Source organism: Acidocella aluminiidurans (assembly GCF_055383125.1).
The window spans coordinates 2688608-2704036 of record NZ_AP031589.1; the positions used below are offsets into that span (position 1 = coordinate 2688608).

General features: G+C 64.2%; 15 protein-coding genes and 1 tRNA gene. 9 read left to right on the top strand and 7 right to left on the bottom strand.

What is annotated here, in order from left to right; translation table 11 throughout:
* Positions 1–78 precede the first annotated feature (78 nt).
* From ACZ46S_RS13340 to ACZ46S_RS13360, 5 genes are all read right to left on the bottom strand, one after another.
* On the bottom strand, positions 79–894 hold the full coding sequence (locus ACZ46S_RS13340) for a heavy metal-binding domain-containing protein (protein ID WP_295742348.1): 816 nt from the start codon (positions 892–894) through the stop codon (positions 79–81).
* A gap of 3 nt (positions 895–897) precedes the next feature.
* Positions 898–1833 carry a heavy metal-binding domain-containing protein gene (locus ACZ46S_RS13345; RefSeq protein WP_464062102.1) on the bottom strand — a complete coding sequence of 312 codons (936 nt, stop codon included), beginning with the start codon at positions 1831–1833 and terminating at the stop codon, positions 898–900.
* The gene (locus tag ACZ46S_RS13350; protein ID WP_295742341.1) at positions 1833–2210 is read right to left on the bottom strand and encodes a hypothetical protein; all 378 of its coding nucleotides are present in this window, start codon (positions 2208–2210) and stop codon (positions 1833–1835) included. The genes ACZ46S_RS13345 and ACZ46S_RS13350 overlap by 1 nt, the downstream gene beginning before the upstream one ends.
* Positions 2207–3430 carry a toxic anion resistance protein gene (locus ACZ46S_RS13355; RefSeq protein WP_464062103.1) on the bottom strand — a complete coding sequence of 408 codons (1224 nt, stop codon included), beginning with the start codon at positions 3428–3430 and terminating at the stop codon, positions 2207–2209. The genes ACZ46S_RS13350 and ACZ46S_RS13355 overlap by 4 nt, the downstream gene beginning before the upstream one ends.
* 417 nt (positions 3431–3847) lie before the next feature.
* Positions 3848–3937, bottom strand: a tRNA-Ser gene (locus tag ACZ46S_RS13360).
* Positions 3938–4127: 190 nt separating this feature from the next.
* On the opposite strand from ACZ46S_RS13360, the gene rplU reads away from it, so the two are divergent.
* The 4 genes from rplU to proB all read left to right on the top strand — a co-directional run bounded on the left by rplU (position 4128) and on the right by proB (position 6918).
* On the top strand, positions 4128–4442 hold the full coding sequence (gene rplU / locus ACZ46S_RS13365; protein WP_008493908.1) for a 50S ribosomal protein L21: 315 nt from the start codon (positions 4128–4130) through the stop codon (positions 4440–4442).
* A 15-nt stretch (positions 4443–4457) separates the two neighbouring features.
* Positions 4458–4727, top strand: coding sequence for a 50S ribosomal protein L27 (gene rpmA / locus ACZ46S_RS13370; protein WP_008493907.1), 270 nt, complete (start codon positions 4458–4460; stop codon positions 4725–4727).
* 65 nt (positions 4728–4792) lie between these two features.
* Positions 4793–5806, top strand: a complete 1014-nt coding sequence (obgE, locus tag ACZ46S_RS13375) for a GTPase ObgE (RefSeq protein WP_464062104.1) — start codon at positions 4793–4795, stop codon at positions 5804–5806.
* Positions 5803–6918 carry a glutamate 5-kinase gene (gene proB / locus ACZ46S_RS13380; protein ID WP_464062105.1) on the top strand — a complete coding sequence of 372 codons (1116 nt, stop codon included), beginning with the start codon at positions 5803–5805 and terminating at the stop codon, positions 6916–6918. Before obgE ends, proB begins: the two co-directional genes overlap by 4 nt.
* Before the next feature lie 287 nt (positions 6919–7205).
* Here the strand turns inward: proB and ACZ46S_RS13385 are convergent, their stop codons facing one another.
* Complete coding sequence (locus tag ACZ46S_RS13385) at positions 7206–8108, bottom strand: LysR family transcriptional regulator (RefSeq protein WP_464062106.1); 903 nt, start codon at positions 8106–8108, stop codon at positions 7206–7208.
* A 111-nt stretch (positions 8109–8219) separates the two neighbouring features.
* On the opposite strand from ACZ46S_RS13385, the gene ACZ46S_RS13390 reads away from it, so the two are divergent.
* Positions 8220–9383: an alpha/beta fold hydrolase gene (locus ACZ46S_RS13390; RefSeq protein WP_464062107.1), complete on the top strand. Its 1164-nt coding sequence runs from the start codon at positions 8220–8222 to the stop codon at positions 9381–9383.
* 157 nt (positions 9384–9540) lie between these two features.
* On the opposite strand, the gene ACZ46S_RS13395 is transcribed toward ACZ46S_RS13390, so the two are convergent.
* Positions 9541–10443: an EamA family transporter gene (locus ACZ46S_RS13395; RefSeq protein WP_464062108.1), complete on the bottom strand. Its 903-nt coding sequence runs from the start codon at positions 10441–10443 to the stop codon at positions 9541–9543.
* A 409-nt stretch (positions 10444–10852) separates the two neighbouring features.
* Between ACZ46S_RS13395 and ACZ46S_RS13400 the strand changes: the two genes are divergently transcribed.
* Genes ACZ46S_RS13400 through tssJ form a run of 4 tightly spaced genes read left to right on the top strand, consistent with a single transcriptional unit; the run spans position 10853 to position 15405 of the window.
* On the top strand, positions 10853–12790 hold the full coding sequence (locus ACZ46S_RS13400; protein WP_464062109.1) for a type VI secretion system Vgr family protein: 1938 nt from the start codon (positions 10853–10855) through the stop codon (positions 12788–12790).
* Between the two features lie 19 nt (positions 12791–12809).
* Positions 12810–13403, top strand: a complete 594-nt coding sequence (locus tag ACZ46S_RS13405; protein WP_295742362.1) for a DUF6931 family protein — start codon at positions 12810–12812, stop codon at positions 13401–13403.
* A complete protein-coding gene (gene tagH / locus ACZ46S_RS13410) occupies positions 13400–14944 on the top strand; it encodes a type VI secretion system-associated FHA domain protein TagH (RefSeq protein WP_464062110.1) in 1545 nt (514 codons plus the stop codon). Before ACZ46S_RS13405 ends, tagH begins: the two co-directional genes overlap by 4 nt.
* A gap of 11 nt (positions 14945–14955) precedes the next feature.
* Positions 14956–15405 carry a type VI secretion system lipoprotein TssJ gene (gene tssJ / locus ACZ46S_RS13415; protein WP_295742368.1) on the top strand — a complete coding sequence of 150 codons (450 nt, stop codon included), beginning with the start codon at positions 14956–14958 and terminating at the stop codon, positions 15403–15405.
* Positions 15406–15429: the final 24 nt, after the last annotated feature.

Below are 15429 nucleotides of genomic sequence, written 5' to 3' on the forward strand. Positions count from 1 at the left end.
AAACAAAGGGAATCTCTGAATGCAGACAGGACACTAGAGCAAGATGGGTTGACACCCACTCGCTCTACGCATCGCACTCTAATCATTGACCGAAAGCACCATCATGGGGTCGGGGATTTTCTCCGGGGCAATTTCAGCCGCCAGCGGCACCACCGCCGTACCAATGGCGAAGAATTCTATGACATGCGGTTGCCAGTTATGGCTTCCCTCATGAATATCGACACCCACAACGCCCTCCGCCTTCGCCGCCGCGGCCTCATGCTGCATGCGCTCGACGGCGATTTCCCGGGCTTCGTAGAGCGCGGCCGTGAAATTCTCCAACTCGACATTCCGCCCCACCGCGCCAAGGCCGGAGAGCACGCCGCGATGCGCCACGTGATAGACGCAGGAGCCCATCACCATTTCCACCGGCCGGTAGCCCGCATGCAGCAACGACCAGAAATCCTGGCCTGAGAGATCCGAGGTGAACGGCCCGTTATCATGAGCGCGAAAGCCCTTATGGCCCTCGCCATGCACCACCCCGGTGCCGATGGCGATGAACTCGAGAAGATGCTCATCCCATTCAAGCCGCTTGATGGTCAGCTTCACCCCCACGATGCCATCTGCCCCCATGGCGGCGGCCTCGGCGCGCATCCGGCTCATCGCCAGTTCACGGGCATGGTACATGGCCTTGGAGAGGACCTCCATCTCCTGGTTCTTGCCCCAGGAGGAGTATTGAACGCCGACATGATAAACGCAGGACCCCACGCAAAGGCCAATCGGCTCGAAGCCGGCCTTGCGGACCAGAAGGAACTCATTGACTGAGAAATCGGATGTGAAGACGCCGGTGGAATGGGCCGAGGAGCGTAGCCCTTTCAGACGTTCTTGCGCGTGCAAAGGCAGATTCAAGGTCATGGTTCAGATGGCTCCGTCAGTCTGATTCGTGGCGTAGGATTGATGGTGCGCGGCCGTGCCGGTCAGAGGGGAGAGGCCGTCGCGCATATCCACCATCATCACGACATCATGCGGCAGCTTGGGTCCGCGGCGGGCATCCACCGTGGTCGCCACCACAATATGCCGGGCAAGATATTCCTTGATTTTTTGCTGGCCATACTCGCGCTCCACCTCAAACATCTGGGAGAAATTGACATGGGCGAGCACACCATTCCCCCGTGGACGCGCCGTCTCGCGCAGATTGGCGTGCGCCTTGCGGCGCACAATCTCCCACAAGCCGGAAAGCTGGCTGGCTTCAACATTGAACCACAAGCTGGGATTGGCGGCGTAACCGCTCCAGTCGCGCAGCCATTCGTAATGTGCGCCGATGGCAATGCCTGTGGGCACGACATCGGCCTCCAACAGCTTCACGAATTCCAGCGCCGGGACGGTGGCGATGACCGGATCGTTGGAGGGCGGCAAGCCTTCCAATTTTACCGCCGTCCCTATCAGGGAGAAATCCATGGAGCTGTCCACATCCAACGGGATGGTGCGCATTTTCACATCCAGCACCGCATTGGCGCCGCAGGCGCGCGCCTCATCCGCCAGACGTTTCAGCGCCGTTTCCCACCCCTGCGCGTGGCCCAGCGTCCAGGACCAGCCATAATGCAGCCAGCACGTGGCGGAGATGGCGGCGATGGGCTTCAGCCCGTGTGAGCGCGCCAGCAGCAACTCCGCCGGCGTGAGGGTCGCCATCCAGGGCTTGCGGCCCGCAGCGGTCTCGGTGAGGCGGGCTAGCGTGTCGCGCGGAATACGCCCGGTCTGCACGCTGTTGAGAATATCGGCCTGGCGGCGGGCGCTCAGCGCCTCGGCCTGCTTCTGGTCCGCCGTCTTGCCCTTGATAAAATCGAACAGCCCCATCAGGACACCATGAAGGCTTGCAGGGACGCGCTGAGCGCCTGGGCGTGGGCCGAGGCCTTCTCGGTTTCGGCCCGCAGCCGGGCGAACCATTCGGCGGCGTCAAGGGTCTTGGTGTTCAGCGTAATGCCGCGCACCACCATGGCGACGCTGGCAACCAGACGGCCATTGACGATCTCGAGCTTGTAACGGCTCTCGCCCAGCTCCAGCGTGACACCGGTGACGGTGCCGGACCTGGCAAACAGCCCCTTTTTCTCATGGATCGTGACCTGCCCGGGCAGCGCCTCGGCCAGACGGTGGGCGAAAGCGCCGAGATGGGAGGCGGCATCGGCGGAAAAGCGGCGCAGCCACGCCGCCTGGAGGTCGAAATTCTCGCTCATTTCTCCAACACCCGCGCATTCACCCCCTGCATGCCAATCACCAGCTTGGCGCGGATCTCGGCCAGCTTCTGCTCGCGCGCGGCCTCTTGCGCCACCGCCTCGCGCTCGATGTCGATCACCTCGTTCATGGTCCGGATGGTTTCATCCGCCACCTGGGCCAGCACATCGATATTGCGTGGATCGCCGCCCCGCGACTGGGCGGCGGTGACGGCCGCCTCATGCGCCCCCTTGGCGGCAAGCAGCGTGATCTGCCGATTGGCCTCCTCCAGCTTGGCGGCGGCATCGGCGGCGTTGCGGATTTCCGCCTGCACCACCGCCTGGCTGGCCACCGCCATCAGCCGCGGGATGACCACCAGCATGCCGTTGGAAATCTTCAGCATCCGGGTTTCGGCGGCCGCGCGGTTCTGGGCGATGATGGGGATGAGCATGGCGCTGCCCACCAGCGCCTCGCGCATGTCGGCAAGCTTGGCGCGGAAATTGGCGATACCTGACCGGAAGGCCTGAACCTCGGCGGCATCCGCGGCCTCCTGCGTCTCGATCGCGCGCAGGCGCTTCGCTTCCAGCTCCGCCTCGGCACGATCAAGCGCGATCTGCCCGGCGGCGATGCCAATTTTGAGATTATACAGCCCCTCCCGGATGGCCGCCGCCTGCTGGTCGAGCAGCTGGATGGACACGGCGAGATCGGCCTTGGTCTTGCGCGCCTTGGCCTGCTCCTGGTCCATGAGGGTGAGGAACTGCTTACGGCTTTCGGCAAAGCCCTGGAAGGCGCTGCGCGCCTGGCCGATGCCGCCGAGCAGTTTGCCGAACAGGCCAGGGCGCTGCACGCCGGCCTCCGCTTCGGCCTGAAGGTCGGAAATGCGTAGGATCTTGATGCCATCAAGCACGGCGGCGGCAATCCGCCCAGCCTCACCGGCATCGCCCAGCCGAACGCCCGAGAGCAGCTGACGGGATGACGCCGCGATGCCTGACAGCGCGCCCTCGCCATGGGTCATCAACGAGGTGGAGGACGCGAAATCGATCTTGGCGGCCTGAGCCTGTGCGGCGGCAAGCTCCTCGGGCGGCAGATTTGCAACCTCCACCAGACGCGGCGCCGGCGGCAGGGGCGCCAACGTCTCCGGCACCGGCGCCGGCGGAGCCGGCGCGGATTCTATGGCGGGAAGAGACACAGGCCCCGTGTCGAACAACGACAGGTCGAGCGGCGAGGATGGCGTTTCAGGCATGCTGCATCTCCAGTGCTGCAAGCATGCTATCACGACCTACGCCGCCCGCAATTCGGAATGACAAAAGCCGCAACACTCGTTTGGGCCGAGCGGCTCTATCAGCTGACGCCTCCGGCTAGCGGCCCCCTCCTCATCGGAGGACGCAACAACGCCGCCAAGCCAGGCATCCCCGAAGCCGTAATATTCGCAAATCAATTTGCATAACAAAGGCTCCCTCCGGAAGGGGCCAGCTTCCTGGGTTTTGGCGGCAGGGTCGGCCTTTGGAGCCTGTCTGGTCGGCGGTTAGGATGACAATCCCGCCAGGATGCTTCGGCATCTCTTGCATGACCTCAGGCGTAACAGTTCGGTGCTACAGTCGGCGGTCAAAGGCCTTGGAAATCGAGATAGTTTAAGCACTTCAGTCGCTTAAATAGTCCATGGCGGAGAGGGTGGGATTCGAACCCACGGTACGCTTGCACGCACAACAGTTTTCGAGACTGCCCCAATCGGCCACTCTGGCACCTCTCCTTGGGTCTCGGCTCGGGGCTTATAGGCAAGGGCGCGCGGCACCGCAACAGGCTTGCAAAAAACCAAACCGTGCCGGAAGCAGAATCAGCATTGACAGCGCCTTTGGCCTCGCTATAACGCGCCACTCGTCGCGGCTGGGGTCTCCTGGGCGCGCTCTAGGTTTTGAGTCGACACCTGATTGGATTATACCATGTTCGCAGTCATCCGCACCGGCGGCAAACAATACCGCGTCACGCCAGACGCGGTGCTGAAGGTTGAGAAGCTGGAGGCGGAAGCCGGCAGCACGGTTACCTTCACTGATGTCCTCGCCGTCGGCGGCGAAGGCAGCCTGAAGCTTGGCGCCCCCGTGGTCGCCGGCGCTTCGGTCACCGCCACCGTCATCGCCCAGGACCGCCTCGATAAGGTCCTGATCTTCAAGAAGCGCCGCCGCCAGAACAGCCGCCGTAAGAACGGCCACCGCCAGCACGTCACCGTGCTGCGCATCTCCGGCATCAACGCGGCCTAAAGGAGCACCTCACCAATGGCACATAAGAAAGCTGGCGGCTCGTCCCGCAACGGTCGCGATACCGAAGGCCGCCGCCTCGGTCTCAAGAAGGCTGGCGGCCAGGCCGTCATCGCCGGCAACATTCTGGTCCGTCAGCGCGGCACCAAGGTGAAGCCGGGCCTGAATGTCGGCGTCGGCCGCGACCACACCCTGTTCGCCCTGGCGGACGGCAAGGTGGTGTTCACCCGCAAGGCTGATGACCGCGTGCACGTCTCCGTCGAGCCGGTGGCCCAGGCCGCCGAGTAATCGACAGGGCCCGCGCCCACCCTTAAAAGCCGGCGCGAGCCGGCTTTTTTATTGCGAGTTTTCCGATGAAATTCCTCGACCAGGCGAAAATCTTCCTCAAATCCGGCGATGGCGGCGATGGCGTCACCGCCTTCCGGCGCGAGAAATATGTCGAATTCGGCGGCCCGGATGGCGGCGATGGCGGCAAGGGCGGGGATATCGTCTTCGAGTCGGTCGAGAATCTGAACACGCTGATCGATTTCCGCTACACCCAGCATTTCAAGGCGAAAAAGGGCGGCAATGGCGCGGGCTCGGATAAAACCGGCGCCGGCGCCCCGCAGCTGGTCATCAAGGTGCCGGTCGGCACCCAGATTTTCGACGATGAGCGCGAGACCATGCTGGCGGATCTCGACAAGCCGGGGATGCGCATCGTGCTGCTCAAGGGCGGCGATGGCGGCTTTGGCAATGCCCGCTTCAAAACCTCCACCAACCGCGCGCCCCGCCGGTCCGATAAAGGCTGGCCGGGCGAGGAGCGCTGGGTCTGGCTGCGCCTGAAACTCATCGCCGATGCCGGGCTGGTCGGGCTGCCGAATGCCGGCAAATCCACCTTCCTGAAGGCGGTCTCCGGCGCCAACCCGAAAATCGCGGACTACCCCTTCACCACCCTGCACCCGCAACTCGGCGTGGTGCGGCTGAACATGTCCGAGGAGTTCGTGCTGGCGGATATTCCCGGGCTCATCGAGGGCGCGCATGAGGGCACCGGGCTGGGCGACCGCTTCCTTGGCCATGTCGAGCGCTGCGCGGTGCTGCTGCACCTCATCGATGGCGCGGCCGGCCACGTGGTGGATGCCTGGCGCACCATCCGCACCGAGCTGGAAGCCTATGGCGGCGGGCTGAGCGAGAAGCCCGAGATCATCGTGCTGAACAAGACCGACGCGATGAGCCCGCGCGAGCTTTCCGCCCGCAAATCCGCCTTGGCGAAAGCCTCGGGCGCGAAGATCATGACCATCTGCGCCGTCACCGGCGAAGGCGTGCGCGAGGTGCTGCGCGCCTTGCAGGATGTCATCAACGAGGCCAAGGCGGAGCGCGCCGGGGCATGATCCCCTCGCTGAAATCCGCCAAGCGCATCGTCATCAAGATCGGCTCCGCGCTGATCGTCGACCCCGAGACCGCCGGCCCGCGCGAGGCCTGGCTGCGTGGTGTGGCCGCGGATATCGCCGAGCTGATCGCGCATGGGGCGGAGATCATCGTCGTCTCCTCCGGCGCCATCGCGCTCGCCCGCCGCCAGCTGGGCCTCAGCGGTGCGAAGCTGCGGCTGGATGAGAAGCAGGCCGCCGCCGCCGTCGGCCAGATCCGCCTGGCCCAGGCCTGGGCGCAGATTCTGGCCGAGAAAAACCTCACCGCCGCGCAGCTGCTGATCACGCCGAGCGACACCGAGAATCGCCGCCATTACCTCAACGCCCGCGCCACCCTCTCCACCCTGCTCTCTCTGGGCTGCGTGCCGGTGATCAATGAGAACGACTCGGTGGCCACCGCCGAGATCCGCTATGGCGATAATGACCGCCTGGCCGCCCGCGTCGCCGAGATGGTCCAGGCCGACGCCCTGCTGCTCCTCTCGGACATTGACGGCCTCTACACCGCCGACCCCCGCAAGGACCCGGACGCCGCCCATATCCCGGTGGTGGACACGCTCACCCCGGAGATCATGGCCATGGGCGGCGAGCCCCCGCCGGGCTATTCCTCCGGCGGCATGCGCACCAAGCTGGTGGCCGCACAGATCGCCACCCAGGCCGGCTGCGCCATGGCGATCGCCATCGGCAACCGCCCCAACCCCATCGCCGCCGTCGCCGCCGGGGCGAAATGCACTTGGTTCCTGCCCGCCCCGGAAGGCCGCTCCGCCCGCAAAAGCTGGATCGCCGGCCACCTCGCCCCTGCCGGCACCCTCACCATCGATGACGGCGCCGCCCGCGCGCTGGCCAAGGGCTCCTCGCTGCTGCCGGCCGGCATCCGGGCGGTGAATGGCGCCTTCGAGCGTGGTGATCCGGTGGACGTGCTGGCGCTGGATGGCACCCGCATCGCCCGCGGTCTCGCCGCCTATTCCAGCCAGGACGCGGCGCGCATCGCCGGCCATCGCTCCGAGGATTTCGAGGCGCTGCTGGGGTTTCGCGGGCGCGATGAGGTCATCCACCGGGACGATCTGGTGATTTTTTAAGAGGTGGGGACTTTTTGAAAAAAGTCCCCACACCCCAAAAACTTCTGCTCACTTAGAGTATCAAGCTTTTAGCTTGATGCTCTAAATTTTGTTTTAGCGAGCAATTTCATGTGTTTATTTTGACATTGGCGCGTCAACCTAATCACAGAAGACTCTAGAACGGCAGGTGACGACCCTTGCGCATCATCAGAAGTGCAAAATTTGCCTGCGCTAGGCAGACTTTTTTGTTTTCCAGTAAAAAAGTCGGCGCCTACGCGTTCCTGTTCTGGCGGAAGAATTCCTTGCACTCACATCCATGAAGCGTTTTTGCCAAACCAATCGGCAAGAAACGCAATCAGCCGGCGCAGCTTCGCGGGGACGAGCGATGCTGATGGATAGACGACATGAATATCCAGGCTTTCGGTTATGTAGTCCGGCAAGAGCCGCTGCAGCCGGTTCGTCTGGAGATATTCGGAAAAGATGAAAGCCGGCCCATAAACAATGCCCGCTCCTGCGAGCGCGGCGTTCAAGAGTATATCCATATTATCCGCGGCAAGCTTTGCCGTTCCGGAAATCTTGCTGGTAATACCGTTTTGATCGGTAAAACACCAATCGCCAACGGTGGTGGCGCGGTTGAAGGCGAGGCGGTCATGATTCCGCAAATCGGCGGGTTTTTGCGGGCATCCTTTTTTTTCTAAATAAGACGGCGAGGCGCAGGCCAGCATGTTCGTGTGCGCAAGTTTTCGCGCGACGAGGCTGGAATCGGCAAGGCTGCCGATCCGGACCGCCAGATCAAACCCGCCGGCGACAAGATCGGTGATTTGGTCGGTCAAGCTCATCTCAATTCGTAAGCCAGGATACTGCCCGAGGAATGCCGCCAGTGGCGCGCCCAAATGCCGTGGGCCAAAGCTGGCGGGGGCTGCAATGCGCAACAGGCCGCGCGGCTCGTCCTGTAATTGCTGGGCGGCATTGTCGGCATCTTCCAGGGATTCCAAAATCTTGCGGCTGCGATGGTAATAATCCTCGCCGGCCTCGGTCATATGCAGCTTGCGTGTCGTGCGGTGGAGGAGGCGCACCCCCAGCCCCGCCTCCAGCGCGGAAACATGCTTGCCCGCCATTGCCGGCGTCATCCCGAGCGCCCGCCCCGCCGCGGCCAAGCTGCCTTGCTCAACGGTCGTGACAAAAACTGAGAGGCTTAACAGCCGGTCCATGTTAATTCGATCACCTTATTATCGAGTGTATCTCATCATAACAGGATTATCGTTTAAATGGGATACTCTTATCGTCGTGGCTGGATTTCATGCCTAGAAAAGGACATCGATATGCTGGTCTCCGCGAACGGTATCACCCTCCACGCCGAAGCGGCGGGATATGGTGACTTGACGCTTATATTTCTCCCTTATTTCGGCGGCACGGCGCGCAGCTGGGCGCCCGTCATCGAGGCGCTGCCCGGTTGGGTTCGCAGCATCGCGCTGGATATGCGTGGGTGGGGCGGTTCAGACCGGCCGGATACGGGCTATGATATCGCAACATTGGCGGATGATGTGCAGGCCGCCGTCTCAGCGTTAGGGGTGCGGCGTTACATCCTGGTCGGCCACTCCATGGGAGGAAAAATAGCCCAGTTGCTGGCCTCGCGCCGCCCTGCGGGGCTTGCGGGGTTGGTACTGGTGGCTCCCTCGCCCGCGCAAGGCAAAATACTTTCCGATGCCGAACGCGAAGGCATGGCGGGCGCGTATAATAGTGCCGAGGCAATCTCCTGGACGATCGATAACATCCTGGCTGGATCAAAGCTGAAGCCGGAATGGCGCGCGCAAATCATCGCCGACAGCTTGGGCGGCGGCGCCGCGGCGAAAGCATTCTGGCCGGCTTGCGCGATTGCCGAGGATGTCAGTGCCGCGCTGCAATCGATCAATGTCCCGGTTCTGGTTTTGGGCGGTGAATTTGACAAGGTGGACAGCATCGAGATGTTGCGCGGGATTGTGGTCCCAGCTTTACCCGCGGCAAAATTTACCGTCATGGCAGGGATCGGGCATCTCGTTCCTTTTGAAGCGCCTGAGGCGTTGGCGCGGCTGCTTCGTGCTTATATCTCCGAACTGAAACATGACGAGCCGGCGCTGACCTTGCAGCCGGAAGACCTCGCCAGCAGGTTTGATCAAGCATTTTGCAGAGGAGATCTGGATGCGTTGATGGCGCTCTTTTGCCAGGATGCCATGATGCGGATGACTGACGGTACGCTCGTCAGCGGCACCACGGCATTGCGTAAAGCCCTTGGCGATCTCATCGCAATGGCACCGAAGCTGCGTAACCGCATCCGCCGGATTATTGTGAATCAGAAAACCGCCTTGTTGCTGCTCGACTGGGAGCTGTGTGCCGCGCAACCGGGCGGGCAAGACATCGTCCAGCGAGGGACCGCGACGCAGATATTGGAGCGCTGTCCCGATGGAAACTGGCGTTTGTTGATTTCTAATCCTTTAGGGATTGCATAATCAGCCCACGACAATTGGCGGCCTGGTCCAATGCCGCGTGCCCCCTACATCACGCCGGATCCCGCCCTCCGGCTCTGCCGCCAGGCGACAATCGCAGACTCTCCATCCCCCTCACAAGGGCATTATAAACATATGAAATTGCGCGCTCATATAAAATTCAGAGCGGCCGGCGCCGGGCCATTCCCGCCTGCAGGCGCGGATAGAACACGCTCACCGCCAGGCCGACAATGACCAGCAGGGCGGCCCCCAGCTTCCAGGCCGGCATCGGCTCGTGCAGCCATAAAACCGCGCTGCCCATGCCAAAAACCGGCACCAGCAGCGCCATCGGGGTGATGGTGGCCGAGGGGTAGCGGGCGAGCAGCATGCCCCAGCAGGCATAGCCGAACCAGCTATTGCCGACGGCTTGCCAGATCAGCGCCGCCCAGCCGCCCAGCGAGGCGTGGCTGATGGCATGGGCCATCGCCGCCGGGCCTTCGGTGAGCAGGGACAGGCCCAGCAGCGGCGGCGCCGAAAACAGGCTGCTCCAGGCCACGTAGGCCAGAAAATTATCCGGCCGGCCCTCGCGCGCGACGATATTGCCGCTGGCCCAGCAACCGGCCGCCAACAGCACCAGGGCCAGGCCCAGAGGCGTGGTATGGCCATTCACATGCGCCGCGATCACCAGAATCCCCGCGATGGCCAGCAGGCAGGCGATAATCTGAAAGCCGCGCAGCCGCTCGCCATTGCGCAGCATCGCGAGGAAGATGGTGATGAAGACCTGAACCTGGATGACCAGCGAGGCCAGGCCGGGCGAGATATGCCCGTTCAGCGCCAGAAACAGCAACCCGAACTGGCCGGTGCCGATCAGCAGCCCGTAGGCGGCGAGGTTGCGCCAGCTGACATTGGGGCGGGGCAGCAGAACCACCAGCGGCAAGGCGGCGAGGGTGAAGCGCAGCCCGGCGAAGAGGAACGGCGGAAACTGCTCTAGCCCCAGCCGCGCGACGACGAAATTGCTGCCCCAGATCGCCATCACCGCCAGGGCCAGCAGGGCATGCCGCAGGCTGAGTGTCGTATGGTGCATCCGCAATCCCCCCGTTGAAGCCGCTTTGCGCGTCGGCGGGTGGATTAAACGCAGCTTCGGCGGGCAGGGGGAATGGGACCGCGCGCAGGGCTCGCCTGCGCGCGGCGCGAGATCGTGATGTCAGGGAGGCAGGCACCGCAAACGCAATTGCGGAAGGCCGCGCCGCCGCGGGGCCGCGATGATGGCCAGCCTACGCCCGCGCGGGTCGTTCCGGCTTGCCGATAATTCCCCGCCCCCGGGCATGGTGATATCATAATGAAGGTGATAGCATCGCCCCGCCCAGCCTTGCGGCTGTGCAACATTTGGGGAAATGATCGGAATCAGGCATTGCGGGCCAAGCCGGGCCCCGCGCGGCCGGGCTGGAGGCGGTCTCGCCGTTTCCGGGACGACAGGAACGGATGGGTGGGTCATGGGCGGAGAGTTAGATTTTTTAACGATCACGACGCCATTGCCGGATGCGAGCTTCGGGATCGCCGCCGTCAATGGCACCGAGCGCCTCAGCCGCCCCTTTCAATATACGGTCCAGCTGCATTCCGGCAGCGCTTTGCTGGATGCGAACAGCCTGCTCGACAAGGCGGTGACGGTGAGCGTCGCGGCGCCGGACGGGGGCACGGCCAAGCGCTATATTTCCGGCCTGGTCAATGCCGTGCGGCAATTGCCCTCGCAATCCACCACGCTATGGCAATATGAAATCAGCGTCGTGCCGAAGCTCTGGTTTCTGAGCCAGACCATGGATTGCCGCTTCTATCAGAAGCAATCGGTGCTCGACATCGTCAAATACGTGCTGGGAAAATTCAGCGTCGCGGTCAGCGACAAGACCAGCGGCGCCTTTCCCGTCCGCGATTATGTGGTGCAATTCAACGAATCCTATCTGCATTTCATCCAGCGGCTGATGGAAGATGCCGGGATTTTCTATTTCTTCACCCATAGCGAGGGCGCCCATACGATGGTGCTGGCCAACGCCAACACCGCCTTCGCGGATATTGCCGCGCCGCAGATCTATCTCGATGAGACCCATGGCGGGTTCGGCGTGCTGAATAGCTGGCACCGGATGGACCGCACGGTGATGGGCAGCGTGCGCCGGGATGATTACAATCCGGCGACGGATACGCTCGCCCCCGGCGCGATCACCGGCACCGAGAGTACCGTGCTGCAGGCCTCCGCCGCCGCGCAGCGCACCCATTATGGCTGGCCGGCGGTGCGCGATGCCACCGGCAACGCCAAAACCCTGGCCAAGACCCATATGCTGGCGGCGGAAGCCGGGGCGCAGCTTTATACCGGCTCCGGCCAGATCGCGGATTTCATCGCCGGCGGCAAATTCACCTTGCAGAATGACCCGACGACAGGCGCGGCCACGGAATATGTCATCCAGTCGCTCGGGCTGAGTATTGTGGACAGCAAGGCCGGCGGCGCGTCCGGCCATCGCATGTCGGTCTCGGCCAGCATCGTCGCGTTTCCGTCCAAGACCAGCTATCAGGAAGAGCCCGTCCACGCGCCGCCGGTGATGGCGGGGATGTACAGCGCCATCGTCATCGGCCCGAAGGGCGAGGAGATCTATACGGACGATCTCGGCCGCATCCAGGTGCGGTTCCCCTTCGACCATGAGGGCGACATCACCACGGATAAAACCCTCTGGGTGCGGGTGATGCAGGGCTGGTCCGGCAATAACTGGGGCAGCCAGTATATTCCGCGCATCGGCATGGAGGTGGTGGTCTCCTTCCTGGAAGGCGATGTGAACCGCCCGGTGGTGGTGGGCTGCCTGTTCAACGGCAATAACAAGCCGGTCTTCGCCGCTTCCGAGAAGAACAAGAGCGGCCTGCGCACACGCTCCACCATGCAGGGCGGCACCGCGAATTTCAGCGAATTCTCCATCGACGATACCAAGGGCAGCGAGGTCGTTTATCTGCATGCGGAGAAGGACCTCAATATCGAGGTCGAGAACGACCGCAACGTCACCGTCAGCAAGGACGAGACGGTGAAGATCGACGGCAAGAAGACCGACACGGTGAAGCAGGATTTCACCACCACCGTCTCCGAGGGCAATAAATCCACCACGGTGAGCCAGGGCAATGAATCGCTGGAGGTCAGCGTCGGGACCATCACCCATAAGGCCGGGCAGTCGATCACGCTGAAGGTCGGGGGTAATTCGATTGTCATCGATACCAGCTCGATCACCCTTACCGTCGGCCCCAGCTCGGTGAAGCTCACCGCCTCCGAGGTGGATGTGAAGGGCATTCAGGTGAATGTCACCGGCCAGGCGCAGACGGCGGTGAAGGGGGCGATCGTGCAGGTCTCCGGGGATGGGATGCTGGAGCTCAAGGGCGGCATCACCATGATCAATTCGTGACGCGGGGAGGGCACATAAAATGAGTGCTGCGACGCAGAGCAAATTATCCGCCGCCGCCCTGCCTGTGGTGTTGCAGCGCGCGGATCTGCAGGGGAAGGCGCTGGCCAGCGTGGCCGGGCTGGAGAGCGTGGAGGCGGTGGTCGCCGCGCTGGCTCAGGCGGGGTTCGGGATCGAGGCGACGCGGGTTCTGGCCCATGCCTTGCCCAAGCGCGAGGCGGTCTGGTGGGCCTGCATGTGCGCCCTGCACACCGCCCCGGCGGCGCTGCCGGAGCCGGACCGCAAGGCGCGCGAGCAGGCCGAGGGCTGGGTACGCCAGCAGAGCATGACCCATGCCCGGGCGGCGATGGAGGAAGCCCGGCGCGCCGGCTTTCAAAGCCCCGAGGCCTGGGCCGGGGTGGCGGCGTTCTGGAGCGGGGAGTCGCTGGCGCCGCCGGACGCGCCGGCGGTAACCCCGCCGCCGCATCTCACCGGCATCGCGGTGGCGGGGGCGCTGGCCCTCGCCTCGGTGCGCCTGGATGCCGCCCGGCAGCCGCAGCGCCTGGCAATGTTCCTGCAATCCGCCCAGGATATCGCCGCCGGCGGTCCGGGCCGCCTGCCGCCGGAGGCGCCATGACCCTGACCCTATCCATTCTGCGCTGCCCGGATGCGGTGCCGCCCGAAACCAAGCAGCTCTCCGGCGGGGAATTCCGCATCGGCCGGGGGGCCGATAATGACTGGATCATGCCGGATCCGGACCGGCTGCTCTCCAAGCGCCATTGCGTCATCGCCTTTCGCAATGGCGGCTGGGCGATTGCGGATATCAGCACCAACGGCACCTTTCTGAACCACGACCCCGAGCCGATCGGCAATGGCCAGATCCGCCCGCTGCGCGATGGCGACCGGATCCGCTTCGGCGCCTATGAGATCGAGGCCAGGGTCGAGGACGGGCAGGGGTTCGGGGCGTCCAGCTTTGGCAAGGGTGCCTCGCCGTTCGATGATCCGTTCGGCGGCGATGTGTTCGCGCCACCGCCGGCACCGCCGGCCAACAGCTTCACCAGTGCGGCCTTCGGCCCGAATGATCCGCTCTTTGGCGGCCCGCCGCAGCCTCCGTCGGTACAGATGCCGGACCGGTTCGACCCGCTGGCCGGGCCGGAGAGCGATTTCCTCGGCGCGCCGACCCAGCCGGACCACACCCCGTCCTTCAGCGACGCCTTCCGCCCGCCCGCCGCCCGGCAGATGCTGCCGGAGGATGATGATTGGGATCTATCGCCGCTGCCGGGCCAGCAGCCTGCCCGGCCGGCGGCACCTCCAGCCTTCACGCCGCCGCACCAGCCGCCGGCGCCGGATCCCTGGGCCTCGACCCCGTCCCCGTTCGAGGCAACGCCGCCTGCCGCGCCATTCGCGCCGCCGCCGGTCGCGCCCCCCGCCATGCCGCCACCGTTGCCCCCGCGCCCGGCGCCGGAGGCCGCCAACCCCTTTGCCGAGCCGGCGGATCATCGCCCGCCACAAGCTGCTCCAGCCGCGCTGCCGGAGGTCCCCCGCGCGGCGCCGCCGGTGACGCCCCCGCCTGTCACGGCACAGGCGCTGCCCCCGGGCGGCGATGCGCTGATGGCCGCCTTCCTGCGCGGCGCCGGGCTGGAAGCCGCCAGCCCCGCCAATCCCGAGGCGCTGATGCAGGCGCTGGGCGGCACCTTCCGGGCTGTCGTCTCCGGCATTCGCCAGGCTTTGATCGCGCGCGCCACCATCAAGGGTGAATTCCGCATCGAGCAGACCATGATCCGCGCCCGCGGCAACAACCCGCTGAAATTCTCCGCCGATGACGATGACGCGCTGACCGCGCTGCTCGGGCTCGGGCGGCGGGTGGATATGGGCCCGGACGCGGCGGTGAATGATGCGCTGCGCGATATGCGCCTGCATGAGCTCGCCACCATGGCGGCGATGCAGGATGCGGTGCGCGCCTTGCTGGCCCAGCTCGACCCCGCGAAATTGCAGGTGGAAGGCGGCATGGCGCTGCTGCCGGCGCAGAAAAAGGCCCGCGCCTTCGAGGCCTATGAGAAACTTCACGAAACCATCACCCGCGCGCTGGCCGATGATTTCGACAGCGTGTTCGGAAAATCTTTTGCACGTGCCTATGAAACCGCGCTGCGCGAAGTGAGCGCGCGGGATCCTGGATGATGGGGGATGTGATGAAACGTTCGGTTTTTCTTGCCGCTTTCCTGGTGCTTGCCGGCTGCGCCTCACCGCCGCCCCCGCCGCCTGTGCTCACCTTGAACATCGTAGGTGCCACCGGGCAAAACCCTGACCCGTCCGGCCAGGGCACGGCGGTGGCCGTGCGCGTCTACCAGCTTGCCGCCAGCGGCAAGTTCCAGGCGGCGGATGTCTATACCCTCACCGGCAATGAGAGTGCCGCGCTCGGCACCGAGGCGCTGGGCGGTTCCGCGCAATATATCGTTTCACCCGGCCAGAAGCTGACGGAAACGATCAACCTGACGCCGGGGACGACCACGCTGGGCGTCGCGGTCTTGTTCCGGGATATCAATCATTCAACCTGGAAACTCACCGCGCCGGTTGCGGCCCATGGGCCAACCGTGCTGACACTGCATATAAACGGGCTGACCGCATCCCTTGGCGGATGATGCGCAAGCCGTAATAATGGCGCG